This window comes from Streptomyces sp. NPDC054961 (assembly GCF_053609145.1).
Window position 1 is genome coordinate 1 of record NZ_JBSGWY010000025.1, and the last position, 23,324, is coordinate 23,324.

The 23,324-nt window shown below is 72.6% G+C and carries 20 protein-coding genes and 1 tRNA gene; 11 read left to right on the plus strand and 10 right to left on the minus strand.

Annotated elements, in window-relative coordinates:
- The 4 genes from ACWF9Z_RS22190 to ACWF9Z_RS22205 all read left to right on the plus strand — a co-directional run.
- Positions 1–1,635, plus strand: a 1,635-nt coding sequence (locus tag ACWF9Z_RS22190) for an outer membrane protein assembly factor BamB family protein (RefSeq protein WP_453604480.1), incomplete at its 5' end; no start/stop codon positions are given.
- Between the two features lie 141 nt (positions 1,636–1,776).
- Positions 1,777–2,466 carry a response regulator transcription factor gene (locus ACWF9Z_RS22195; protein WP_453604481.1) on the plus strand — a complete coding sequence of 230 codons (690 nt, stop codon included), beginning with the start codon at positions 1,777–1,779 and terminating at the stop codon, positions 2,464–2,466.
- 96 nt (positions 2,467–2,562) lie between these two features.
- Positions 2,563–3,546 carry a UDP-glucose 4-epimerase GalE gene (galE, locus tag ACWF9Z_RS22200; protein WP_453604483.1) on the plus strand — a complete coding sequence of 328 codons (984 nt, stop codon included), beginning with the start codon at positions 2,563–2,565 and terminating at the stop codon, positions 3,544–3,546.
- A gap of 490 nt (positions 3,547–4,036) precedes the next feature.
- A complete protein-coding gene (locus tag ACWF9Z_RS22205; protein ID WP_453604485.1) occupies positions 4,037–4,825 on the plus strand; it encodes a LuxR C-terminal-related transcriptional regulator in 789 nt (262 codons plus the stop codon).
- Here the strand turns inward: ACWF9Z_RS22205 and ACWF9Z_RS22210 are convergent.
- On the minus strand, positions 4,784–5,281 hold the full coding sequence (locus tag ACWF9Z_RS22210; RefSeq protein WP_453604487.1) for a MarR family winged helix-turn-helix transcriptional regulator: 498 nt from the start codon (positions 5,279–5,281) through the stop codon (positions 4,784–4,786). The genes ACWF9Z_RS22205 and ACWF9Z_RS22210 overlap by 42 nt on opposite strands.
- A 162-nt stretch (positions 5,282–5,443) precedes the next feature.
- Here ACWF9Z_RS22210 and ACWF9Z_RS22215 point away from each other — a divergent pair, with 162 nt between their 5' ends.
- A complete protein-coding gene (locus tag ACWF9Z_RS22215; RefSeq protein ID WP_453604489.1) occupies positions 5,444–6,292 on the plus strand; it encodes a trans-aconitate 2-methyltransferase in 849 nt (282 codons plus the stop codon).
- A gap of 2 nt (positions 6,293–6,294) precedes the next feature.
- Positions 6,295–6,675 (plus strand): VOC family protein, encoded by a 381-nt coding sequence (locus tag ACWF9Z_RS22220; RefSeq protein ID WP_453604491.1) that lies wholly within the window; start codon positions 6,295–6,297, stop codon positions 6,673–6,675.
- A 254-nt stretch (positions 6,676–6,929) separates the two neighbouring features.
- Here the strand turns inward: ACWF9Z_RS22220 and ACWF9Z_RS22225 are convergent, their stop codons facing one another.
- Entirely contained in the window at positions 6,930–7,604 is a 675-nt protein-coding gene (locus ACWF9Z_RS22225) for a TetR family transcriptional regulator (protein ID WP_453604493.1), read from the minus strand.
- On the minus strand, positions 7,601–8,581 hold the full coding sequence (locus ACWF9Z_RS22230) for an acyl-CoA desaturase (protein WP_453604495.1): 981 nt from the start codon (positions 8,579–8,581) through the stop codon (positions 7,601–7,603). The genes ACWF9Z_RS22225 and ACWF9Z_RS22230 overlap by 4 nt, the downstream gene beginning before the upstream one ends.
- Before the next feature lie 394 nt (positions 8,582–8,975).
- Between ACWF9Z_RS22230 and ppc the strand changes: the two genes are divergently transcribed.
- Positions 8,976–11,726 carry a phosphoenolpyruvate carboxylase gene (ppc, locus tag ACWF9Z_RS22235; RefSeq protein WP_453604496.1) on the plus strand — a complete coding sequence of 917 codons (2,751 nt, stop codon included), beginning with the start codon at positions 8,976–8,978 and terminating at the stop codon, positions 11,724–11,726.
- An 88-nt stretch (positions 11,727–11,814) separates the two neighbouring features.
- Here the strand turns inward: ppc and pth are convergent, their stop codons facing one another.
- The 5 genes from pth to ACWF9Z_RS22260 all read right to left on the minus strand — a co-directional run bounded on the left by pth (position 11,815) and on the right by ACWF9Z_RS22260 (position 16,004).
- Positions 11,815–12,405, minus strand: coding sequence for an aminoacyl-tRNA hydrolase (gene pth, locus ACWF9Z_RS22240; protein ID WP_356651176.1), 591 nt, complete (start codon positions 12,403–12,405; stop codon positions 11,815–11,817).
- An 87-nt stretch (positions 12,406–12,492) separates the two neighbouring features.
- Entirely contained in the window at positions 12,493–13,074 is a 582-nt protein-coding gene (locus ACWF9Z_RS22245; protein ID WP_453604498.1) for a 50S ribosomal protein L25/general stress protein Ctc, read from the minus strand.
- Between the two features lie 194 nt (positions 13,075–13,268).
- Complete coding sequence (locus tag ACWF9Z_RS22250; RefSeq protein ID WP_112451977.1) at positions 13,269–14,246, minus strand: ribose-phosphate diphosphokinase; 978 nt, start codon at positions 14,244–14,246, stop codon at positions 13,269–13,271.
- 131 nt (positions 14,247–14,377) lie between these two features.
- Positions 14,378–15,823, minus strand: coding sequence for a bifunctional UDP-N-acetylglucosamine diphosphorylase/glucosamine-1-phosphate N-acetyltransferase GlmU (gene glmU, locus ACWF9Z_RS22255; RefSeq protein WP_453604500.1), 1,446 nt, complete (start codon positions 15,821–15,823; stop codon positions 14,378–14,380).
- Positions 15,824–15,932: 109 nt separating this feature from the next.
- A tRNA-Gln gene (locus tag ACWF9Z_RS22260) sits at positions 15,933–16,004 on the minus strand.
- A gap of 260 nt (positions 16,005–16,264) precedes the next feature.
- On the opposite strand from ACWF9Z_RS22260, the gene ACWF9Z_RS22265 reads away from it, so the two are divergent.
- Together ACWF9Z_RS22265 and ACWF9Z_RS22270 are read left to right on the plus strand one after the other, a co-directional pair.
- A complete protein-coding gene (locus ACWF9Z_RS22265; RefSeq protein ID WP_453604502.1) occupies positions 16,265–17,548 on the plus strand; it encodes a sensor histidine kinase in 1,284 nt (427 codons plus the stop codon).
- A gap of 263 nt (positions 17,549–17,811) precedes the next feature.
- Positions 17,812–18,222, plus strand: coding sequence for a hypothetical protein (locus ACWF9Z_RS22270; protein ID WP_453604504.1), 411 nt, complete (start codon positions 17,812–17,814; stop codon positions 18,220–18,222).
- On the opposite strand, the gene ACWF9Z_RS22275 is transcribed toward ACWF9Z_RS22270, so the two are convergent.
- Positions 18,219–18,728, minus strand: coding sequence for an SUKH-3 domain-containing protein (locus ACWF9Z_RS22275; RefSeq protein WP_453604505.1), 510 nt, complete (start codon positions 18,726–18,728; stop codon positions 18,219–18,221). The two genes, ACWF9Z_RS22270 and ACWF9Z_RS22275, sit on opposite strands and share 4 nt — an antisense overlap.
- 5 nt (positions 18,729–18,733) lie before the next feature.
- A complete protein-coding gene (locus tag ACWF9Z_RS22280) occupies positions 18,734–19,198 on the minus strand; it encodes a YwqJ-related putative deaminase (RefSeq protein WP_453604607.1) in 465 nt (154 codons plus the stop codon).
- A gap of 473 nt (positions 19,199–19,671) precedes the next feature.
- Here ACWF9Z_RS22280 and ACWF9Z_RS22285 point away from each other — a divergent pair, with 473 nt between their 5' ends.
- Together ACWF9Z_RS22285 and ACWF9Z_RS22290 are read left to right on the plus strand one after the other, a co-directional pair.
- Positions 19,672–20,688 (plus strand): SMI1/KNR4 family protein, encoded by a 1,017-nt coding sequence (locus ACWF9Z_RS22285; RefSeq protein WP_453604507.1) that lies wholly within the window; start codon positions 19,672–19,674, stop codon positions 20,686–20,688.
- A gap of 7 nt (positions 20,689–20,695) precedes the next feature.
- Positions 20,696–23,215, plus strand: coding sequence for an SUKH-4 family immunity protein (locus ACWF9Z_RS22290; protein ID WP_453604509.1), 2,520 nt, complete (start codon positions 20,696–20,698; stop codon positions 23,213–23,215).
- The last annotated feature ends 109 nt before the right edge of the window (positions 23,216–23,324 follow it).

Consider the following 23,324-nt stretch of genomic DNA (forward strand, 5'->3'; position numbering starts at 1 on the left):
GCGGGGGGGGGGGGGGGGGGCCCCGAGCGGGGGGGGCCCCCCCACCCCCCGCGCGCGCCCGCGGCCGCGCCCGCCCCGGCCGCGGCGCAGCCCGCGTACGGATACCCGCAGGACGGTGGCTACGGCTACCCGCAGCAGCCCGCCACCACCCCCATGTACGCGGCCCAGGCACCCGCCGGGTCCGGCTCGGGCGGCGGCAACGACGTGCGCAACCAGCTGATGATCGTCGGCGCGGCCCTGCTGGCCATCGTCCTCATCATCGGCGGCGGCTTCTGGTACGTCTCCGGCGACGACAAGGGCACGGACGACAAGCCCGTCGCCGAAGGCAGCCCGAGCCCCGGCGGCGACAAGGGCGGGACGGGCGGGGGCGGCACCGAGAAGGCGTCCGGCAAGACGAAGTCGAAGACCCTCGTCAACGTCCCGATGCCGGTCTCCGACGAGATCGTGCAGACCGACGGCTCCTGGCTCACCGACACCACGTACGCCAAGTCCGACATGGGCAAGGTCGTCGGCTACAACCTCACCGACGGCTCCAAGAAGTGGGAGATCCCGCTCAACGCCAACGTCTGCGGCGCGAGCCGCTGGGTCTCGGACAACAAGACCGCCATCCTCTTCGACGCGGCCCTGCCGACGGCCGAGAAGAAGTACCAGCCGTGCAACCAGGTCGGCGTCATCGACCTGAACACCGGCAAGCTCCTGTGGTCGGCCTCGGCCAAGTCCCAGACCGGCGGGGACAAGCCCGTCACCTTCAGCGAGGTCACCGTCAGCGGCCAGACCGTCGCCGCGGGCGGCCTCGACGGCGGCGCCGCCTGGAACCTCGCCGACGGCAAGGTGCTGTGGGCGCCCAAGACCGACACCGACAACTGCGAGGACATCGGCTACGCCGGCGGACCGGCGCTCGCCGTGATCCGCAGGTGCGGCCAGAGCCCGAACTACGTCATCAACGCCCAGCCCCTCGACGCGACCACGGGCGCGCCGAAGGGCTCGTACAAGCTCTCCGCGGGCATCGACTTCGCCCAGATCGTCTCCACGAAGCCGCTGATCGTCGCGGCGAACATCAACCGCACGGCCAAGAACGCCACGGGCGTCAGCGACCTCTTCGTCCTCGACGACGCGGCCCAGCTCAAGGCGCACATCCCGCTCACCTCGGGCAACTACGCACCCCGGTGCGGCTCCACCGAGGTCGAGACCTGCACCCACATGATCGTCGGCAACGGCAAGCTCTACATGCCGACCGAGGAGCACAAGGGCAAGGCCGACTACGGCCGCACCAACGAGATCGTCTCCTTCGACCTGGAGACGGGCAAGCAGACCGCCGACCGCGCCGACGCCGGCGAGCGCTTCACGACGATCCCGCTGCGCATGGACGGCTCGAACCTCATCGCCTACAAGATCCCGCCCTACGACGGCGGCGGCCAGATCGTCTCCATCGACACCAAGTCGATGAAGGAGACCCTCCTCATGGAGAACCCGGCGACCAAGGAATCGCAGCGCGCCGAGACCCAGTACGTCCCGGACAGCGCCGAGTACCGCTTCGGCAACGGCAGGCTCTTCATCGCCCGTACGGCCGTGATGAGCAAGTCCACCTCGTCGACCGACCCGTACTACCTCTTCGTCTCCTTCACGGTGAGCTGACCGCCGGTCCGCACCCCCGAAGAAGCGCCACGAGCCCCCGGAAGGTCCGTCCTTCCGGGGGCTTCTGCGCCGTAACCGCACCGCGCCGTCGAACAAGCGTGTAGCTTGCCGGGTCAGAAGGGTCGGGGGTGGGGTGCCGCAATGGGCGTACGGGTCATGGTGGTCGACGAGCACCGGCTGCTGGCCGAGGCGCTCGCCTCGGCCCTGAAACTGCGCGGCCACCGGGTCCTCGCCGCCGCCGCCCCGGCCGCGGGCGCGGCCGAACTGGTCATCAGCCGGGCCCCGGAGGTCTGCCTGCTCGGCACCGCGACGCCGGCCGAGCCGGGGGTCTTCGAGCCGATCGTCCGGATCAAGCGGGAGCGCCCGCAGATCGCCGTGGTCGTCCTCGGGCCGGTGCCGAGCCCGCGCGGCATCGCGGCGGCCTTCGCCGCCGGCGCCTCGGGCTACGTACGGCACGACGAGCGCATCGAGGGCGTGGAGCGGGCCCTCGCCAAGGCGCGGGCCGGTGAGGTCGCCATCGCGCCGCAGCTGTTGCAGGGTGCCTTCGCGGAGCTCCTCAACCCCGCCGCGCAGCCCGACGACGAGGGCAGCCGGCTGCTGCGGCTGCTGACCCCGCGCGAGGTGGAGGTCCTGGTCCGCGTCGCCGAAGGCGAGGACACCCGGCTCATCGCCGCGGGCATGGCCATCGCGCCGAGCACCGCGCGCACGCACGTACAGCGGGTGCTGATGAAGCTGGGCGTGGGCTCGCGGCTGGAGGCGGCCGCGCTGGCCGCCCGCACCGGGCTGCTGGAGCGGGCCGGACCGCCGCCGTCCGGGCTCGCCGCGCTCTGATCCCGGCCGCTGATTTCCCCGACGGCGCGGAATCGGGTAAGCCGGTCACCAGCACGTGCACCGCGCGTGCGTTCCCACGCGAGAGGCAGTAGGCACGTGAGCGAGACGGCGTCTTCCAAATACCTGGTCACCGGCGGCGCGGGATACGTGGGCGGAGTGGTCGCGGCGCACCTGCTGGAAGCGGGCCACGAGGTCACGGTGCTCGATGACCTCTCCACCGGCTTCCGCGACGGGGTGCCGGCCGGCGCCGCGTTCATCGAGGGCCGCATCCAGGACGCCGCCGAGTACCTGGACTCCTCCTACGACGCGGTGCTGCACTTCGCGGCCTCCTCGCAGGTCGGCGAGTCCGTGGCGAACCCGGGCAAGTACTGGGCCAACAACGTCGGCGGCACCATGGCGTTGCTGGCCGCGATGCGCGAGGCGGGCGTGGGCACCCTGGTGTTCTCCTCCACCGCCGCGACCTACGGCGAGCCGGGCGACGGACCGCTGACGGAGACCTCGGTGACCGCGCCGACCAACCCCTACGGGGCCACGAAGCTGGCCGTCGACCACATGATCGCGGGGGAGTGCGCGGCGCACGGCCTCGCGGCGGTATCGCTGCGGTACTTCAACGTGGCGGGTGCGTACGGGACGTTCGGCGAGCGCCACGACCCCGAGACGCACCTGATCCCGCTGGTCCTGCAAGTGGCGCTGGGCGAGCGGGAGTCGATCTCGGTGTTCGGCGACGACTACCCGACCCCCGACGGCACCTGCGTGCGCGACTACATCCACGTCGCCGACCTGGCGCAGGCCCACCTGGACGCGCTGCGGGAAGCCGCCGCGGGCGAGCACCTGGTGTGCAACCTCGGCAACGGCAACGGGTTCTCGGTCCGCGAGGTCATCGAGACCGTCCGCAAGGTCACGGGCCGGCAGATCCCCGAGACCCTCGCCCCGCGCCGGGCCGGTGACCCCGCGGTGCTCGTCGCCTCCGCCCGCAGGGCCCACGACCGCCTCGGCTGGACCCCGACCCGCTCGGACCTCACGGGCATCGTCACGGACGCCTGGAACTTCACGCGCGCGCTGCGCGCCGGCACCAGCTGACCCGTTCGCAACCACCGGCCCCCGCACCCCTGGTGGTGCGGGGGCCTCCGGTTTTCCGCGCCCGGCTCCTCAGGGGCGTACGCATGTCCGGAGTGCGCCGTCTGCGGGCGCTTTGCGCGGGCGCCCGGCGTGCACACGCCGGGTGAAAGCGACCCCGTGCAACTGCCCGCGGCACACGCCGGGCCGTAACGGTTCTTCCGGGCCTTCGGGGCGGTCGATTTCAAGCCACCGCAAAGAGCCCTCGGACCCTTCCCGCCGGAAAATCGCTCGGAAAACTTCTGGAATTCGGCCAACCACGAGCCGTCCCCGGGCCTACGCTGGTGCGTGACACCGGTGGGGGCCGGTGTTGATTCAGGGGTCGAGACAAGTCGGGTACGACGTCCGGTCCGGGGTAGTGCAGAGATGTCACGGCGGCGGCCGAGGCGACTGCGGATCACCCGGTCCGGGCGTCGTACCCGCAGCCGTCCGTTCCCCGACCCTTGGGGGTTTCGTGGTCCGTATCCGGGTACTCGTGGTCGACGATCACCGCATCTTCGCCGAATCTCTCGCCGCCGCACTCGCGGCCGAACCCGACGTGGACGTGTCCGCGGCCGGCAGCGGCCCGGCAGCACTGCGCTGCCTCGAACGCGCCGTCGCCGAGGGCCGCCGTTTCGACGTGCTCCTCGTCGACGCCGACCTCGCCGCCGTGGGTGCGGCCGTACCCGCCCAGCGGGAGTCCGGCTCCGGCCCCGCGCCGGGCACCGACGGGATCGCCCTGGTGGCGGGCGTGCGGGTGTCGCATCCGGGGGTCCGCACCGTCGTCCTCGCCGAGCGCGACGACCCCCGCCGGGCCGCCCTGGCGCTCCAGGCGGGGGCCTGCGGGTGGGTGGCGAAGGACTGCTCGCTCTCGCGGCTCCTCGCCGTCATCCGCGGCGTCCTGCGCGAGGAGACGCACCTTCCGCCCGCGCTGCTCACCGGAGTGCTCCGTGAACTGACGGCCGCGCGCAAGCACCGTACGGACAGCGAGCGGCTCGTGGAGTCGCTGACGCCCCGGGAGCACGAGGTGCTGCGCTGCATGGTGGCGGGGCTGGGCCGCAAGGACGTGGCCGCGCGGCTGTTCCTCTCCCCGCACACCGTCCGTACCCACATGCAGAACGTGCTGGGCAAACTCGGCGTGCACTCCACGCTCGCGGCGGTCGCCCTGGCCCGGCGGGCGGGTGTCCGCCCCGCGGACCTGCCCGGGCTGCCGGGAGCCGGCCTAGCCGGGGAGGTTGTCGAACGGAGCGGTCAACTGGCGTAGCAGCGCGGCGAGATCGCCGCGCTGAGTACGCGAGAGCTCGCCCAGGATCGCCCGCTCCTGGGCCAGCAGTCCGGCGAGCGCCTGGTCGGCGCGGTCGCGGCCCTCCGGCGTCAGGCGGACCAGGACCCCGCGCCGGTCGTTGGGGTCGGGCAGCCGCTCGACGAGGCCCTTCTTGGCGAGCCGGTCGATGCGGTTGGTCATGGTGCCGGACGTGACCAGCGTCTGGGTCAGCAGCTGGCCCGGGGAGAGCTGGTACGGCGCTCCCGCGCGACGCAGCGAGGTCAGGACGTCGAACTCCCACGGCTCGAGGCCGTGCTCGGAGAAGGCCAGCCTGCGGGCGCGGTCGAGGTGGCGCGCGAGCCTGCTGACGCGGCTGAGCACCTCGAGTGGTTCCACGTCGAGGTCAGGGCGTTCCCGCCGCCATGCCGCGACCAGTCGGTCGACCTCGTCCTCCATGCCGATCATTGTAGGGGGTCTGTCGACATGAAGTCTCTTCAGGTCGAGTATCTCGATCTCATGTATCTTGACATCAAGATATAGTGGGGGTGACCATGGGGCATGGAGGGGTCCGGATCGGCATTCCGCTTCCGACCGCCATGCCAGCCAGGAGGATCGAACATGCATTCCGATACCGCGTCCGCCGTGCCCACCGCGCCCTCCACCCCCAGCTGGGACCCACAGCAGTACCTCCGCCACGCGGGCCACCGCGCCCGCCCCTTCCTCGACCTGCTGACCCGCATACCGGAGCTCCCCACCCGGCCCGCGCGCATCGCCGACCTCGGCTGCGGCCCCGGCAACGTCACCGCGCTCATCGCCGGCCGCTGGCCCGAGGCCCGCATCACCGGATACGACCTCTCCGTGGAGATGCTCCGCCGCGCGGACGCCGAGTACGCCGGCCCCACCGACGGCGGCGGACGCCTCGACTTCCGCCGTGCGGACCTCGTCGACTGGATCCCCGAAGAGCCCTACGACCTGATCGTCTCCAACGCCGCCCTCCAGTGGGTCCCGGGCCATGCCGGCTCCTTCGCCGCCTGGATCGACGGACTGCGCCCCGGCGGCACCTTCGCCTTCCAGATCCCCGGCAACTTCGACGCCCCCAGTCACCGGATCCTCGCCGACCTGTGCGACACCCCGCGCTGGCGGGCCCGGCTCGGCGGCCACGGAACCCGTTACGTCCACATCCTCGAACCCGAGGGCTACCTGGAACGGTTCACCGAGCTCGGCTGCAGGGCCGACGTCTGGGAGACCACCTACCACCAGCTGCTCGAGGGACCCGACCCCGTCCTCGACTGGGTCAAGGGCACCGCCCTGCGCCCCGTCCTCACGGCTCTGGGAGACGACGAGGAAGCCGTGGCCGCCTTCATCGGCGCCTACCGCGCCCAGCTGCGCGAGGCCTATCCGCCGGGGCCCCGCGGCACCGTCTTCCCGTTCCGGCGCGTCTTCGCCGTGGCCCACAAGGAGGCCTGACCGTGCTTGCCGCAGTCGATCACGTACAGCTCGCGGCGCCCCCCGGTGCGGAGGACCGGCTGCGCGCCTTCTACACGGAGGTCCTCGGCATGACCGAGATCCCCAAGCCGCCGGTGCTCGCCGCGCGCGGCGGCTGCTGGTTCGCCGCCGGACCCGTACAGCTCCACCTCGGGGTGGAAGAGGACTTCCGGCCCGCCCGCAAGGCGCACCCCGGGCTCAGGGTCACCGGCATCGAGGCCTACGCGCGCCGGCTGAGCGAGCGCGGAGCCGAGGTCGTCTGGGACGACGACCTGCCGGGACACCGCCGCTTCTACGCCGAGGACCCGGTCGGCAACAGGCTGGAGTTCCTGGAGCCGCACCGCGCGGAGCCCCCCGCCGGCTGAGGCCGCGCACCCACGAAGGGGCCCCCCCCCCCCCCCCGCGCGGGCGGGGGGGCGGGGGGGGGCGGGCGGCGCCGGGCGCGCCCCCCCCACGCTCCGCGGCGGGGGCGCCGACCCCCACCGGGCGGGAGTCCGTGGCGCCCCCCCGCGCGCCCCCCCCCGGGGGCGCCGCCCGCCCCCCCCCCCCGGCCCCCCCCCCCCGCCCCCCGGGGGCGGGGCCCCCGTCGGCGGCGGACGCGGCCACGCGTCCCCCTGCCTCAGCTCCTGCGGTGGCCCACCAGCCGGGGCTTGGCCTCCAGGTTCTCCAGGCCGTGCCAGGCCAGGTTCACCAGGTGCGCCGCCACCTCCGCCTTCTTCGGCCGGCGCGTCTCCAGCCACCACTGGCCGGTCAGCGCCACCATGCCCACCAGCGCCTGCGCGTACAGCGGGGCCAGTTTCGAATCGAAGCCGCGGGCCTTGAACTCCAGACCCAGGATGTCCTCGACCTGCGTGGCGATGTCACTGATCAGCGAGGCGAACGTGCCCGTCGACTGGGCGACCGGGGAATCCCGCACCAGGATCCGGAAACCGTCCGTGTAGTTCTCGATGTAGTCCAGCAGCGCGAACGCCGCCTGCTCCAGCAGTTCCCGCGGATGCCCGGCCGTCAGCGCGCCCGTCACCCCGTCCAGCAACTGCCGCATCTCGCGGTCCACGACGACCGCGTACAGGCCTTCCTTGCCGCCGAAGTGCTCGTACACCACCGGCTTGGACACCCCGGCCTTCGCCGCGATCTCCTCCACCGACGTGCCCTCGAAGCCCTTCTCCGCGAACAGGATGCGGCCGATGTCCAGCAGTTGCTGGCGCCGCTCGGCGCCCGTCATCCGGACCCGGCGGCCCCGCCTGGGCTTGTCGCTGCTGGAACTGCTGCCGTCGATCGCCACGCCCCCCATCATGCCGCGTTCGACGCTGCTTCCTTGCGTCGGGCGTCGACCCGGTCCGTGGACGGCCACCGCACGTCCGACGCCCATCCCAGCTGTTCGAACCAGCGGATCAGCCGCGCGCTGGAGTCGACCTGGCCGCGCAGCACGCCGTGCCGCGCCGACGTCGGGTCGGCGTGGTGCAGGTTGTGCCAGGACTCCCCGCACGAGAGCACGGCGAGCCACCACACGTTGCCGGAGCGGTCCCGTGACTTGAACGGACGCTTGCCGACCGCGTGGCAGATCGAATTGATCGACCACGTCACGTGGTGCAGCAGCGCGACCCGCACCAGGGAGCCCCAGAAGAACGCCGTGAACGCGCCCCACCAGGACATCGTCACCAGACCGCCCACCAGCGGCGGGATCGCCAGCGACAACATCGTCCAGAAGATGAAGTCGCGCGAGATCCGCCGGATCGCGGGATCCTTGATCAGGTCCGGGGCGTACTTCTGCTGATCGGTCTGCTCCTCGTCGAACAGCCAGCCGATGTGCGCCCACCACAGGCCCTTCATCAGCGCCGGGAGCGTCTCGCCGAACCGCCACGGCGAGTGCGGGTCACCCTCGTGGTCGGAGTACTTGTGGTGCTTGCGGTGGTCCGCCACCCAGCGCACGAGCGGCCCCTCCACCGCCATCGAGCCCATGATCGCCAGCGCGATGCGCAGCGGCCGCTTCGCCTTGAAGGAACCGTGCGTGAAGTAGCGGTGGAAACCGATCGTGATCCCGTGGCAGGCCAGGAAGTACATGAAGACCATCAGGCCCACGTCCAGCCAGCTCACCCCCCAGCCCCAGGCCAGCGGAAGCGCGCCCAGCAGTGCGAGGAAGGGGGCCGTGATGAACAGCAGCAGCGCGAGCTGCTCGACGGACCGCTTGTTCTCACCACCCAGGGTCGCGGACGGCACGGACGCGTCGCCGGACGGCGAGGCGTCCTCGATCACGTCGGGACTGATGGTCATGGGTGTCCCCTGGGGGGTGAGGAGAGAGTCGGCAGGCGCGCCACCCGGCCACGCTCCCTACGGACGCGTAACCTACGGCAACGTAAGTATGGCAAAGGTCCTGCCGGCGGCAAGAGGACCGCGCCCGCCACCCCGCCCCGGGCCCCGCGCGAAGGAGCCCGACGGCCCGCCCCGGCCCGGTCCCGCGCCCCGCCCCGCGCCCCGACCCGCCCCCGGCCGTCCCGCCTGGTGACACACCGGGCGGGACACGAGGACGGGACACCTATCCTGGTGTCGTCGGACAGCGCGGTCCGCACGGGCAGCCCGAGCTGCGCATCAGGAGCGGCGACCCCGCCGCGCGCACCCCGGGGCCCACCTCCCCGTAGCGCTCGAAACACTGCAAGGAGCCGCACCTGTGAGCAGTGCCGACCAGGCCCCCTCGACCACCGCCGTCGCCACGGCCAACGCCGAACTGCGCGCGGACATCCGCCGCCTCGGAGACCTCCTCGGTGAGACCCTCGTCCGCCAGGAGGGCCAAGAACTCCTCGACCTCGTCGAACGCGTCCGGGCACTCACCCGTACCGACGGCGTCGCGGCAGCCGAGCTGCTCGGCGACACCGACCTGGAGACCGCCGCCAAGCTCGTACGCGCCTTCTCCACGTACTTCCACCTCGCCAACGTCACCGAACAGGTGCACCGCGGCAAGGAACTGCGCGCCCACCGCGCCGCCGAAGGCGGCCTCCTGGCCCGCACGGCCGACATGCTCAAGGACGCCGACCCCGAACACCTGCGCGAGACGGTCAAGAACCTCAACGTCCGCCCCGTCTTCACGGCGCACCCCACCGAAGCGGCCCGCCGCAGCGTCCTCAACAAGCTCCGGCGGATCGCCGCCCTCCTCGAAGAGCCCGTCTCGGGCGCCGGCGAACGCCGCCGCCACGACCTGCGCCTCGCCGAGAACATCGACCTCGTCTGGCAGACCGACGAACTGCGCGTGGTCCGCCCCGAGCCCGCCGACGAGGCCCGCAACGCCATCTACTACCTCGACGAGCTGCACGCCGGCGCCGTCGGCGACGTACTCGAGGACCTCGCCGCCGAGCTCCAGCGCGTCGGCATCGAGATCCCCGCCGGCACCCGCCCGCTCACCTTCGGCACCTGGATCGGAGGCGACCGCGACGGCAACCCGAACGTCACCCCCGACGTCACCCGCGACGTACTGATCCTCCAGCACGAGCACGGCATCACCGACGCCCTGGAACTGATCGACTTCCTGCGCGGACTGCTGTCGAACTCCATCCGCTACACCGGCGCCACCGAGGAACTCCTCACCTCGCTCCAGGCCGACCTCGAGCGCCTCCCCGAGATCAGCCCCCGCTACAAGCGGCTGAACGCGGAAGAGCCGTACCGCCTCAAGGCCACCTGCGTCCGCCAGAAGCTCGTCAACACCCGCGAGCGCCTCGCCAAGGGCACCCCCCACGAGGAAGGCCGCGACTACCTCGGCACCGCCGAGCTGCTCACCGATCTCACCCTCATCCAGACCTCCCTGCGCGAACACCGCGGCGCGCTCTTCGCCGACGGCCGCATGGACCGCACCATCCGCACCCTGGCCGCCTTCGGCCTCCAGCTCGCCACCATGGACGTACGCGAACACGCGGACGCCCACCACCACGCGCTGGGCCAGCTCTTCGACCGGCTCGGCGAGGAGTCCTGGCGCTACGCCGACATGCCCCGCGACTACCGCGGCAGGCTGCTCGCCAAGGAACTCCGCTCGCGACGCCCGCTGGCGCCCACCCCGGCACCCCTGGACGCCGCCGGACAGAAGACCCTCGGCGTCTTCGGCGCCATCAAGGACGCCTTCGAGAAGTTCGGCCCCGAGGTCATCGAGTCCTACATCATCTCGATGTGCCAGGGCGCCGACGACGTCTTCGCGGCCGCCGTCCTCGCCCGCGAGGCCGGCCTCATCGACCTCCACGCGGGCTGGGCCAAGATCGGCATCGTCCCGCTCCTGGAGACCACCGACGAGCTCAAGGCCGCCGACGTCATCCTCGACGCGATGCTCGCCGACCCGTCCTACCGGCGCCTGGTCTCCCTGCGGGGCGACGTCCAGGAGGTCATGCTCGGCTACTCCGACTCGTCCAAGTTCGGCGGCATCACCACCTCCCAGTGGGAGATCCACCGCGCCCAGCGCAGGCTGCGCGACGTCGCCCACCGCTACGGCGTGCGCCTGCGCCTCTTCCACGGCCGCGGCGGCACCGTCGGCCGCGGCGGCGGCCCCTCGCACGACGCGATCCTCGCGCAGCCCTGGGGCACCCTCGAGGGCGAGATCAAGGTCACCGAGCAGGGCGAGGTCATCTCCGACAAGTACCTCGTCCCCTCCCTGGCCCGCGAGAACCTGGAGCTGACCGTCGCGGCCACCCTCCAGGCCTCCGCCCTGCACACCGCCCCCCGCCAGTCCGACGAGGACCTCGCCCGGTGGGACGAGGCCATGGACACCGTCTCCGACGCCGCGCACGACGCGTACCGCCGGCTCGTCGAGGACCCGGACCTGCCCGCGTACTTCTTCGCGGCCACCCCGGTCGACCAGCTCGCCGACCTGCACCTCGGCTCCCGGCCCTCGCGCCGCCCCGACTCGGGCGCGGGCCTCGACGGCCTGCGCGCCATCCCGTGGGTGTTCGGCTGGACCCAGTCCCGCCAGATCGTCCCCGGCTGGTACGGGGTCGGCTCGGGCCTCAAGGCGCTGCGCGAGGCGGGCCAGGACGGCGCCCTCGCCGAGATGGGCGAGCGCTGGCACTTCTTCCGCAACTTCCTGTCCAACGTCGAGATGACGCTGGCCAAGACCGACCTGCGGATCGCCCGCCACTACGTCGACACCCTCGTGCCCGACGAGCTCAAGCACGTCTTCGCCCGCATCGAGGCCGAGCACGAGCTCACCGTCCGCGAGGTCCTGCGGATCACCGGCGGCGAGAAGCTCCTCGACTCCCACCCGGTACTCCAGCAGACCTTCGCGGTCCGCGACGCCTACCTGGACCCGATCTCCTACCTCCAGGTCTCCCTGCTGGCCCGCCAGCGCGCCGCCGCCGAACGCGGCGAGGAAGCCGACCCGATCCTTTCGCGGGCCCTGCTCCTCACCGTCAACGGCGTCGCGGCGGGCCTGCGCAACACCGGCTGACGGCTCCCGCCCCGCCACGCGTCGTACGACGAAGCCCCCGCCCCCGGATCGTTCCGGTGGCGGGGGCTTCGTCGTACGGCCGGCGGTATCAGCTGTTGTACGTGGACTGCGCCCGCTCCAGGCCCTCCTGGATCAGGCACTCCACGGCATCCGCCGACCGGTCCACGAACCAGTCCAGCTCCTTGCGCTCCGTGGAGGAGAAGTCCTTCAGCACGAAGTCCGCGACCTGCATGCGGCCCGGAGGGCGGCCGATGCCGCAGCGGACCCGGTGGTAGTCGGGCCCCATCGACTTCGTCATCGACTTCAGGCCGTTGTGCCCGTTGTCCCCGCCGCCCAGCTTCAGCCGCAGCGTCGGGTAGTCGATGTCCAGCTCGTCGTGGACCGCGACGATCCGCTCCAGCGGCACCTTGTAGAAGTCCCGCAGCGCCGTCACCGGGCCGCCGGACAGGTTCATGAACGACATGGGCTTGGCCAGCACCACGCGCCGGTTCGCGGGTCCCGGCGGACCCATGCGGCCCTCGACCACCTGCGCGCGGGCCTTGTGCGCCTTGAACTTCGCGCGCATCCGCTCCGCCAGCAGATCGGCCACCATGAAGCCGATGTTGTGGCGGTTGCCCGCGTACTCCTCACCCGGGTTCCCCAGGCCCACGATCAGCCAGGGGGCCGCGTCGTCCGACATCAAGACTCCTTATACGAAGACGACCGCCGTCCCGCTCCAGTGGAGCCGGACGGCGGTCGTTCAGCAAGTGCTGAGGGAAGGTGAGGCTCAGGCCTCGGTGCCCGCACCCTCGGCGGCCGGCTCCTCGGCCTGCGCGCCGATGACCTGCAGGACGGCGATGTCGCCGTCGACGGCCAGGGTGGTGCCCTTCGGGAGGACCAGGTCCTTGGCGTGGATGGTGTCGCCGGCCTCGAGGCCCGCGATCGAGACGGTGACCTCGGTCGGGATGTGCGTGGCCTCGGCCTCGACGGAGATGGTGTTCTGGAGGGTCTCCAGCATGTTGCCGCCGGCGGCCAGGTCGCCCTCGGTGACGATCGCGACGTCGACGGTGACCTTCTCGCCCTTCTTGACGATCAGGAAGTCGACGTGGGAGATCGAGCGCTTCAGCGGGTGCTTCTGCACGGCCTTCGGGATGACCAGCTCGGTGCCGGCGCCCTCGATGTCCAGGGAGAGCAGGACGTTCGGGGTGCGGAGCGCCAGCTGCAGGGCGTGGGCGTCGACGTTGACGTGCTTCGGGTCGGTGCCGTGGCCGTAGATGACCGCGGGGGTCAGGGCGTCACGACGGGCCTGGCGGGCAGAGCCCTTGCCGAAGTTTTCGCGGACCTTCGCGGCAAGCTTGATCTCGGACATGCTCACTCCTCGTGGGGTGACGGAAAGGGATGACAGTCACCCGGCCGGAACACGGCCTGCTACGAAGAGCGCGTCGATAACGGAGCACCCACACCTGTCGCGAAACAGGTACGGCCTCCCTCGCCGAGCAACTCGAGGAGTGTACCCGGCGGGGAGGCCGTACCCAAAAAGGATCTAGCGCAGAGCGGAGGTGCTCACTGCTGCTCTTCGAACAGGCTGGTGACCGAGCCGTCCTCGAAGACCTCGCGCACCGCGCGCGCGATCATCGGGGCGATGGAGAGCACCGTGATCTTGTCGAGCTCCAGGTCGGACGGGTCCGGCAGGGTGTTCGTGAACACGAACTCGCTGACCTTGGAGTTCTTCAGGCGGTCGGCGGCCGGGCCCGACAGGATGCCGTGCGTGGCCGTCACGATGACGTCCTCCGCGCCGTGCGCGAAGAGCGCGTCGGCGGCGGCGCAGATGGTGCCACCCGTGTCGATCATGTCGTCGACCAGGACGCAGACGCGGCCCTTGACCTCACCGACGACCTCGTGGACGGTCACCTGGTTGGCGACGTCCTTGTCGCGGCGCTTGTGGACGATCGCCAGCGGCGCGTCCAGGCGGTCGCACCAGCGGTCGGCGACGCGTACGCGGCCGGCGTCGGGGGAGACGATCGTCAGCTTGGACCGGTCCACCTTGGCGCCGACGTAGTCCGCGAGGACCGACAGGGCCGAAAGGTGGTCGACCGGGCCGTCGAAGAAGCCCTGGATCTGGTCCGTGTGCAGGTCGACCGTCAGGATGCGGTCCGCTCCCGCCGTCTTCAGCAGGTCCGCGACCAGACGGGCCGAGATCGGCTCGCGGCCCTTGTGCTTCTTGTCCTGGCGGGCGTACCCGTAGGACGGGACGATCACGGTGATGGAGCGAGCCGACGCGCGCTTGAGCGCGTCGATCATGATGAGCTGCTCCATGATCCACTTGTTGATCGGAGCCGTGTGGCTCTGGATCAGGAAGCAGTCCGCGCCACGTGCCGACTCCTGGAAGCGGACGTAGATCTCACCGTTCGCGAAGTCGAAAGCCTTGGTCGGCACGAGTCCGACACCCAGCTGGTGCGCGACCTCCTCGGCCAGCTCGGGGTGGGCGCGGCCGGAGAAGAGCATCAGCTTCTTCTCGCCGGTCGTCTTGATCCCGGTCACAGCACTGTCTCCTCAGACGTGGGAAAGCTGCTCGCCCCCGTGTGCGTCCGTCCCGCACACGGTGAGCCAGCCGATTGCGTGCACTATCACGGTACGCCGTAACCGACGCACCCGTTTCCGGTCAGTTCACCTCAGCGTTCGCCGGAGTCCTCGCGGACCACCGACTGAGCCGCTGTCGCGGCGGCACTTCCCGGACGCTTGCGGGCCACCCAGCCCTCGATATTCCGCTGCTGGCCACGGGCCACGGCCAGTGCGCCGGGCGGCACATCCTTGGTGATCACGGATCCGGCGGCCGTGTAGGCGCCGTCCCCGATGGTGACGGGAGCCACAAACATGTTGTCGGAGCCCGTCTTGCAGTGTGAGCCGACGGTGGTGTGGTGCTTGTGCTCACCGTCGTAGTTCACGAACACGCTGGCGGCGCCGATGTTCGTGTACTCGCCGATCGTCGCGTCGCCGACGTAGGAGAGGTGCGGGACCTTGGTGCCCTCGCCGATCGTGGCGTTCTTCATCTCCACGTACGTGCCGGCCTTGGCCTTCGCGCCCAGGTTCGTCCCCGGACGCAGGTACGCGAAGGGGCCGACGGTCGCCGCCTCGCCGATGACGGCGGTGTCCGCCACCGTGTTGTCCACGCGGGCGCGCGGACCGACGTGCGTGTCCGTCAGACGGCTGTTCGGGCCGACCTCGGCCTCTTCGGCGATGTGCGTGCTGCCGAGGAGCTGGGTGCCCGGGTGGACGATCGCGTCCCGGCCGAAGGTCACGTTCACGTCGATGAGCGTGCTGGCGGGATCCACGACCGTCACGCCGGCGAGCATCGCGCGCTCCAGCAGACGGGCGTTGAGCAGCGCGCGGGCCTCGGCGAGCTGGACCCGGTTGTTGATCCCGAGGATCTGCCGGTGGTCCGCGCCCACGGCCGCGCCGACGCGGTGGCCGGCCTCGCGCAGGATGCCGAGCACGTCGGTGAGGTACTCCTCGCCCTGGCTGTTGTCCGTGCGGACCTTGCCGAGGGCGTCCGCGAGGAGGGTGCCGTCGAAGGCGAAGACCCCGGAGTTGATCTCGCGGATCGCGCGCTGGGCGTCGGTGGCGTCCTTGTGTTCGACGATGGCGGTCACCGCCCCGTCCGCGCCGCGGACGATGCGGCCGTACCCGGTGGAGTCCGGCACCTCGGCGGTCAGCACGGTGACGGCGTTGCCGTCGGCCTCGTGCGCGGCCGTCAGCGCGGCCAGGGTCTCGCCGGTCAGCAGCGGGGTGTCGCCGCAGACGACGACCACGGTGCCGGACGGGGCGGTGCCGAGCTCTTCGAGGGCCATCCGGACCGCGTGGCCGGTGCCGTTCTGCTCGTACTGGACCGCGGTGCGGACGCCGGCGTCGATCGCGGCGAGGTGCGCGGTGACCTGCTCGCGCGCGTGCCCGACGACGACGACGAGGTGTGCGGGGTCCAGCTCGCGGGAAGCGGCGACCACGTGACCGACGAGCGAACGCCCGCTGATCTCGTGCAGGACCTTGGGGGTGGCCGACTTCATGCGGGTGCCTTCACCCGCTGCGAGTACGACGACGGCTGCCGGGCGGTTGGCGCTCACGGGTGTGCCCTTCGGCTTCGGGTGGTGGACCCGTGAAGGATACCGGTGGGTCATGGTCCGGAAACGAGGCCGGGTCCCGACTGGAGCAGTCGGGACCCGGCGTGCACGGCTCCCCTGTCAGGACTCGAACCCGAACATAAGGCACCAAAAGCCTCAGTGCTGCCAATTACACCACAGGGGACCATATTTCAACCAAATCAGACATTCCGCCCTCTTGGTTGGTTCGACAGCTCCTACTATGCCGCACCGGACGCCTCCGACGCGACGTACATCGCGGCCCTTTCACGGCACGCCCCGTGAGGCAACCCCGGTGCGTGCCGCCCACGTTCCCGGCGCGGCCGTGCCGGGAACGGTCCCGGGCCCGCGCGGGCCCGGCGCGACGGCGGGCCCGCGGGAATTTCGCTCGCCCGGGTGCCGGGGCCCCTGCGTAGGCTGGACGGCATGACCAGTACGGGGGAAGAGCGGGACATTGCCGGGGTCGGCCGGGACGGGCCGTTGTGGTGGGACCGCCGCAGGTCGGCGCTGCTGGACGTGGGGCTCGCCGGGGTGTCCGCCGTCGAGTGCGGGGTGGAGGGCGTCGACTTCGCCCACGAGGCCGGGATCCCGGTCTTCGCCGGGGTGCTGTTCGGACTCGTGACCGGATCCGTGCTCGTGCTGCGGCGGCGCTGGCCGATCGCCGTGGTGCTGGTCGGGATCGCCGTGTCGCCGGCCGCGATCGGCTTCCTGCTCGGCGTGGTGGGGCTGTACACGCTCGCCACCTCCGAGGTGCCCCGGCGGATCACGGCGACGCTGACGTCGATGTCGCTGGCCGCGACCTTCGTCACGATGTACATGAGGACCCGCGGGGACGTGGAGGCCGACGGCACCCTCGTCATCGTGCTGTCCGTGTTCGTGGCGGTGGCGCTGACCGTGCCGCCGGTGCTGCTCGGCCTGTACACGGCGGCCCGCAGGCGGCTCATGGAGAGCCTCCAGGACCGCGCGGCCTCGCTGGAGCGGGAGCTGTCGCTGCTCGCGGACCGGGCGGAGGAGCGGGCCGAATGGGCCCGTACGGAGGAACGGACGCGGATCGCGCGGGAGATGCACGACGTCGTGGCGCACCGGGTCTCCCTGATGGTGGTGCACGCGGCGGCGCTCCAGGCGATCGCGGTGAAGGATCCCGCGAAGGCCGTGAGGAACGCCGCCCTGGTGGGGGACATGGGGCGCCAGGCGCTGACGGAGCTGCGGGAGATGCTCGGCGTGCTGCGGGCGGAGGCCCCGAAACCCCTGACCGCGATGACCCCGACGGCCCCGGTGACCGCGGTGGCCCTCGTGGGGAGCTTCGAGGACGGGCCGTCGCTGGGGGAGCTGGAGGATCTCGTCGGGCAGTCGCGGGCGGCCGGGATGGTCGTGGAGCTCGATGTGCGGGGCGCGTACCCGACGTACGGGGCGGAGGTGGAGCAGACGGCCTACCGGGTGGTGCAGGAGGCGCTGACCAACTGCCACAAGCACGCCCCGGGCGCGCGGGTCGTCGTACGGATGGCGCACCGGGACGGGGAGGTGGCGATGCAGGTGGAGAACGGGCCGTCGGACGGCGAGGCCGCCGAGCCGGGGCTGCCGAGCGGGGGGAACGGGCTGGTCGGCATGCGGGAGCGGGTGCTCGGCCTGGGCGGGGTGTTCGTGTCCGGGCCGACGGACGACGGCGGTTTCAAGGTCTCGGCGGTGCTGCCGGGTGGCGCACGTGCGTAGCGGGACGGCCTGGGACCCGGTGGCGGAGCTGACGGACGAGGAGCGGACGAGCTTCGCGCGGTGGTGACGGGGCGGGGTGGGCGCCGAGCGGTTGTGGCTGAACGTGCCGGGGCCGTTCTCCACGGGGATGACGGACAACTGCTGGACGGGCCGGACGGAGGCCCCGGCCAACGTGCTGTACACGGCGGAGAGCGCGTACTGCACCGCGTACGTGTTCCGGCAGCCGCGGAGTCCGGCGGAGGTACGGGCGGTGGCCCTTGGGGGTGTCTGCCGGATCATGGCCGGGGGCGACCCTGATCCAGCAGACCCCCCCAGCGGCCTGGGCCGATCCCCGCGGGGAGTACTTCTGCGACGGGGACCTGTGGTGGACCCCGGCCGAGGTGCGCGCGTGGTGGGCCGGACGGCGGCGCGTCGTCGAGCACCTGGCCGAGGCGCTCGCGGACTTCGAGTCCGGTGACTGCGCCGAGGCGGCGGACGCGGCCGACGGGGTGCGGGACTTCCGGGCGTACCTGGAGGGCCCTCTCGCCGGTGATCTGCGGGCCTACCCGTTCCGGCTGGAGGAGGGCCGGCCGGCGGAAGGCGGGGAGCGGCTCCCGGAGCTCGGCGGGGACGGGCCCCGGGTCCTGGCCCCGGGGCGGCGCCCGGGGCGGCCGTTGCCCGGGGACGGTTCCTAAGCCGTCGTCAGGCGGGTGGGCTGGAGGCCGGTGAGGAGGAGGGTGAGGGCCTCGTCGAGGGTGGCGCCGAGGTACCAGTCGCCGGTGTGGTCCACGCAGTAGACGCGGCCTTCGCGGTCCAGGGCGAGGTGCGAGGTCCCGTCGGCCTCGATGCCGAGGGGGCAGAGCTCGGTGGAGAGGGCCCGGCCGAGGTCGGCGAAGGTCCGCGCGAGGTGGAGCCCGGTCAGCGGGTCCAGCCGTACGGGGGTGGGGGCGATCTGGCGGCCGGGGCCCGGGGCGGTGACCGTGAGGTTGCCGAATTCGGCCCAGGCCTCGACGGCGGCGGGGAAGACGGTGTGGCGGTGTCCGGCCGGGGTGGTGTGGTCGCGCAGGGCGTCGGCCCAGTACTCGGCCTGCTTGATGTCCCAGCGGCCCGGTTCCCATCCGGCGGTGCGCAGGGCGGAATCCACGGCGACGGGGAAGCGGGTGGCCGAGGAGCGGTCGTAGGAAGCGGAGGTGGCGGTCATGGTGACTACTCGGGGTGGGTGAGGTCGACGGGGCGTACGCCGAAGTGGGCGAGGAGGGCCTCGCAGGAGCGGCAGGGGGGTGCGTAGCTGCCGTGGAGCGGATCGCCGTCCTCGCGGATGCGACGGGCCGTGATCTTGGCGTGCTTGAGGGAGCGGCGGGCCTCGCTCGGGGTGAGCGGCTTGCGCGAGGCGCGCTTGCTGCGGGCCCCCTCGACGGCGGTGAGGTGGCGGGAGAGCAGGATCGCCTCGGGACAGCGCCCGGTGAAGCGTTCGCGCTGGCCGCTGGTGAGTGTGTCCAGGAAGTCCTGGACGAGGGCGTGCAGGACGGGGGGCAGGTCGGCCTTGCCCGCGGTGCCGGTGAGGGTCTCGCCGCGGACGGAGAGGGCGGCGGCCACGGTGGGGAGGATCCCGTCGCGGCGGAAGCGGAGCGCGGGTACGGCGGGACGGCCGTCGTCGCTGCTCCAGCGCAGGCGGGGGTCGCCCGGTCCGGCGGCGTGGCCCTGGCCCGGGACGGTCTGCGGGTCGCCCGGTTCCGCCGGGCCGCCGGTTCCCGGGTGGGCGGCGGTGGCCGCGGTGCCGTCGGCCCGCGGGAGTCCCGGAGGTCCCGGGGGTCCCGGAGGTCCCGGGGGTCCCGGAGGTCCCGGGAGTCCCGGAGGTCCCGGGCGTCCTGAGCCGGCGTCCGCCGGGTCCGTGCGTGTTGCCGTGTTCTGCATGGTTGCGCTTTCCCTCCCGTGGCCGCGGCGGTGACCGCTGTCGCGCACGCCCCCGTGCTGTGGGGACAGCCTGTCAAATGTCCTCTGCGATGTGGAAGCGGGGTCGAATATTCGTATCAATTCGGATCTTCCCGGCTGTCGTGCGGGCGGCCCGCCCGCGTGCGGGTGAGGCCCTTGCCGCAGCACTTAGGCTGTGGTGAACCAGCCAGATCCAGCAGGGGGCTACCGCCATGACGACAGGTCGGCTCGGGCAGCAGGCCGCGCCACCCAACGCCGCGTACTCGGGGCAGGTCGTGCATTTCCCGGACCCCGTCCGGGCCGCGCGCCATCCCCACGGGGTCCGCATCGGCGCGAACGGGCATCCCGACTTCGCTCCGTACGCGCGCGCTGCGGTGGACATCGCCGAGCCCCCGGAGGGCTTCGGCGTGGACGAGCTGCGTCTGACGGACTTCGTGTCCGCGAACGCCGCGATGCGGGCGACGGGCCACGAACTGTGGGACACGGTCGCCGCGGTGGCGACGCCGCACGGCTGGACCTGGCACCACGTGTCCGGTTCGCGCCGGATGGAGCTGGTCCCGGTCGAGGTGAAGGCGCTGCTCCGGCACCACGCGGGGCTGACGACGGTGGCGGTGGACCACGAGAAGCGCGGGACGAGGCCGCTGCAGGAGGTGCGCCCGGTACACCTGGGGCTGCCCAAGACGCTGGTCTCGGTGTCCGAGCAGCAGGTGCAGGGCGTCGAGGAGGACCTCGGCTACCGGCTTCCGGAGGCGTACCGCTCGTTCCTGAAGGCGGCGGGCGGCTGCGCGCCGGTCGGCGCCGGGCTGGACGTCGAGCTCGGCCTGCTGGTGGACCAGCCGTTCTTCACCGTGCGCGAGGAGGCGGCGGTCAACGACCTCGTCTACGCCAACAAGTGCCTGCGGGACCACCTGACGAAGGACTACCTGTGCGTGGCCTTCGTGCAGGGCGGGCTCCTCGCCGTGAAGGTGCGGGGCGACGCGGTCGGCTCGGTGTGGTTCTCCCCGTACGACGACGCGCGCGACCGCGACGGCTGGACCGTGCAGGAGCGGGTGGAGCGGTTGCTGCTGCCGTGCGGTACGGATTTCGACGCCTTCCTGGAGCGACTGGCCGGCAATCCGCCGGAGTTGGAAACGGTGGCCGGTCTGATGGTGGACGGCGGATTCGCACGCTCGGTTCCCGTGGCGGGTCCGGCTTCGGCGGCGGAGCCCTCCGCGCCGGTGGAGGGGTGACGGCACGATGGTGACGTTTGCGCAGGCGCAGGAGCGCGCCGAGGAATGGATCAACGGGGACGTGCCCGGGTACCAGCACCGCGAGGTGCGCGTACGGGAGTTCGGGCTCGGCTTCGTGCTGTGGGCGGAGGACCGCCCGGCGGGACCCGTGTCCGGCGGCGGCCGGCAGCGGCTGGTCATCGCGCGGGACAGCGGGGAGGTGACGCTCTGGCCCGGTCTGCCGGTGGGTGAGGTGATCCGCCGCTACGAGGAGGAGTACGGGGCGTCGGCCGCGCAGGCCGAGGCCTCGGTGCCGGTGCCGAGGATCGACTCGGAGCAGACCTCGTTCATGCTCAGCCCGCCGGAGTGGCTGCAGGAGGCGGCGGACCGGGCGGGGATCCCCCCGGCCCCGGCTCCGGCCGCTCCCGCGGCTCCCGCCGCTCCGGCAGTGCCCGCGGTGCCCGCGGTGCCGGCGGTGCCGGCCGCCTCCGAGGCGCCGGACGCTCCGGCGGCGGAGCCCGTGCCGGTGCCACTGCGGCGCGGGGGCGAGGTCCCGTACGAACCGACCGCCAACGACGGGATGCCGGCCGGGGCCACGCCCTGGGCCGGGACGGACGTGAACGGCGCGGACTCCGCTTCCGTGCCGCTGCCGGCGACGGTGTTCGCGCCGCCGCTGTCCGGATCGGACGCGGAGGACGCTCCGTCGGGCTCCGGGACGGGCCCGGAGGCCAGGACGACGCTGATGCCGAGGGGCAGCGAGCTGCCGAAGACGGCCGTCGCGCCCGCGCTGGACGTGAACGCGGGGCCGGGCGGCCCCGGAGCGCGGCCCGCGCCGGGGGCGGCCTCCGCCCCCGCTCCGGTTCCCGGTCCGGGCTCCGGGCCGGCCCCGGCTTCCGGTGACATCGCCGACGCGCCGACGAGCAAGGCCCGGATCAACCGGTCCGCCGCGCCCGTGACGCCTCCGGGTCCGCCCGGTGCGCCCGGCGGCGGGGCCGAGCCGCCCTCGTACGCCGCGACGATGCTGGCGAGCCCGGGCGGGCCGCAGCAGCCCGCTCCTCCGGGTCCGCCCGGTGCTCCTGGCGCGCCCGGCGGCGGGCTGGACCATGCCGCGACGATGCTGGCGGGTCCGGCCGTGACCGGTCAGCCGCCCGCGGTTCCCGGCCCGCCCGGGGCTCCTGGCGCTCCTGGCGCGCCCGGCGCTCCCGGTGTACCCGGAGCCGGCGCGCACCATGCCGCGACGATGCTGGCGAGCCCGGGCGGGCCGCAGCAGCCTGCTCCTCCGGGTCCGCCCGGTGCTCCTGGTGCGCCCGGTGCGCCCGGTGCTCCCGGGGTGCCCGGCGGCGGGCTGGACCACGCCGCGACGATGCTGGCGGGTCCGGCCGTGACCGGTCAGCCGCCCGCGGCTCCCGGCCCGCCCGGGGCGCCCGGCGCTCCCGGTGTACCCGGAGCCGGCGCGCACCATGCCGCGACGATGCTCGCGGGCCCCGGCGTACCCCAGCCGCCCGGTCCGCCCGGTCCCGCGCCGCAGGCCCCGATGGCGCAGGCCCCGCAGCAGGCGCCCGCCTCCGGGCTGCCCACGGTCGGTCCCGGCTATCAGGCGGTGCTGCGCTACCGCGCGCCCGACGGTTCCGAGCAGCAGCTCATCCGCCGCTCCGCGCCCGGCACCCCGCACCCGGAGTGGCAGATCCTGTACGAGCTGCGCGCGATGAACGTGCCCCCGCAGCAGGTGCTGGAGCTGCACACCGAACTGGCCTCCTGTGAGCTGCCCGGCGGCTACTGCGCCCGCATGATCCGGGAGACCTGGCCCCAGGTCCGGATCACGAGCGTGGCTCCGTACGGGACGGACCACGCGGGCCGGCAGCAGGGCATGCGGCACCTGCTGACCCATCAGGGCGAGCTGCACCAGGTGGCGGACGGTCCGGCGCGCCCGGCGCCGGTCCGCGCGCCGCTGCCGCAGGTGCCGTTGCAGCCGGCGATCCCGCTGGACGCCATCGCGCAGGAACTGGCGGGGGCGTTCGGTCCGCAGGGCGTGTTCCGCTTCGACCAGCGCGCGGTGTCCCGGCAGGGCGTACCGGAGATCGTGGCGCAGACGCTGATGTGGTCGGGCCTGCCGGTCGACTTCGGGCCGTTCTTCTGGGCGCAGGCCGTACCGGGTGCCCCGCTGCCGACGCTCGCCGAGCTGGCGGCCCAGCGGCAGGTGCAGCCGGCGTCGGACGCGGGTTCCTACCTGGTGGTGGGCAGCGACTTCGGCAAGGCGCTGTGCGTGCAGTACGGGACCGCGCACATCGTGGCGGTGCCGGTGGAGGCCGGTCCGGGCGGTGCGCCGGTGCCGCCGCAGTTCGTGAACTCCTCGCTGCCGCAGTTCGTGCGGTCGCTGGCGATGCTGGGTCACATGTGGCGGCTGCGCCAGCACCTGACGCCGGAACAGGCGGGCCGCTGGACCACCGATTTCCAGACGAATCTGGCGGGGCTGGACAGCGCGGCGCTCGCCTCGGCGGAGAACTGGTGGTCGGTGCTGTTGGAGCAGATGTGGGACGGTCTGCTCTGACCGTTCTCCGAGCCCGCCCGACCGGTTTCCGGCCGGTGTGCATGGCCGGGTCGTGACCCTCGAACAGGGTCACGGCCCGGCCATTCGGGCTTCTGGGAGCAAATGACGC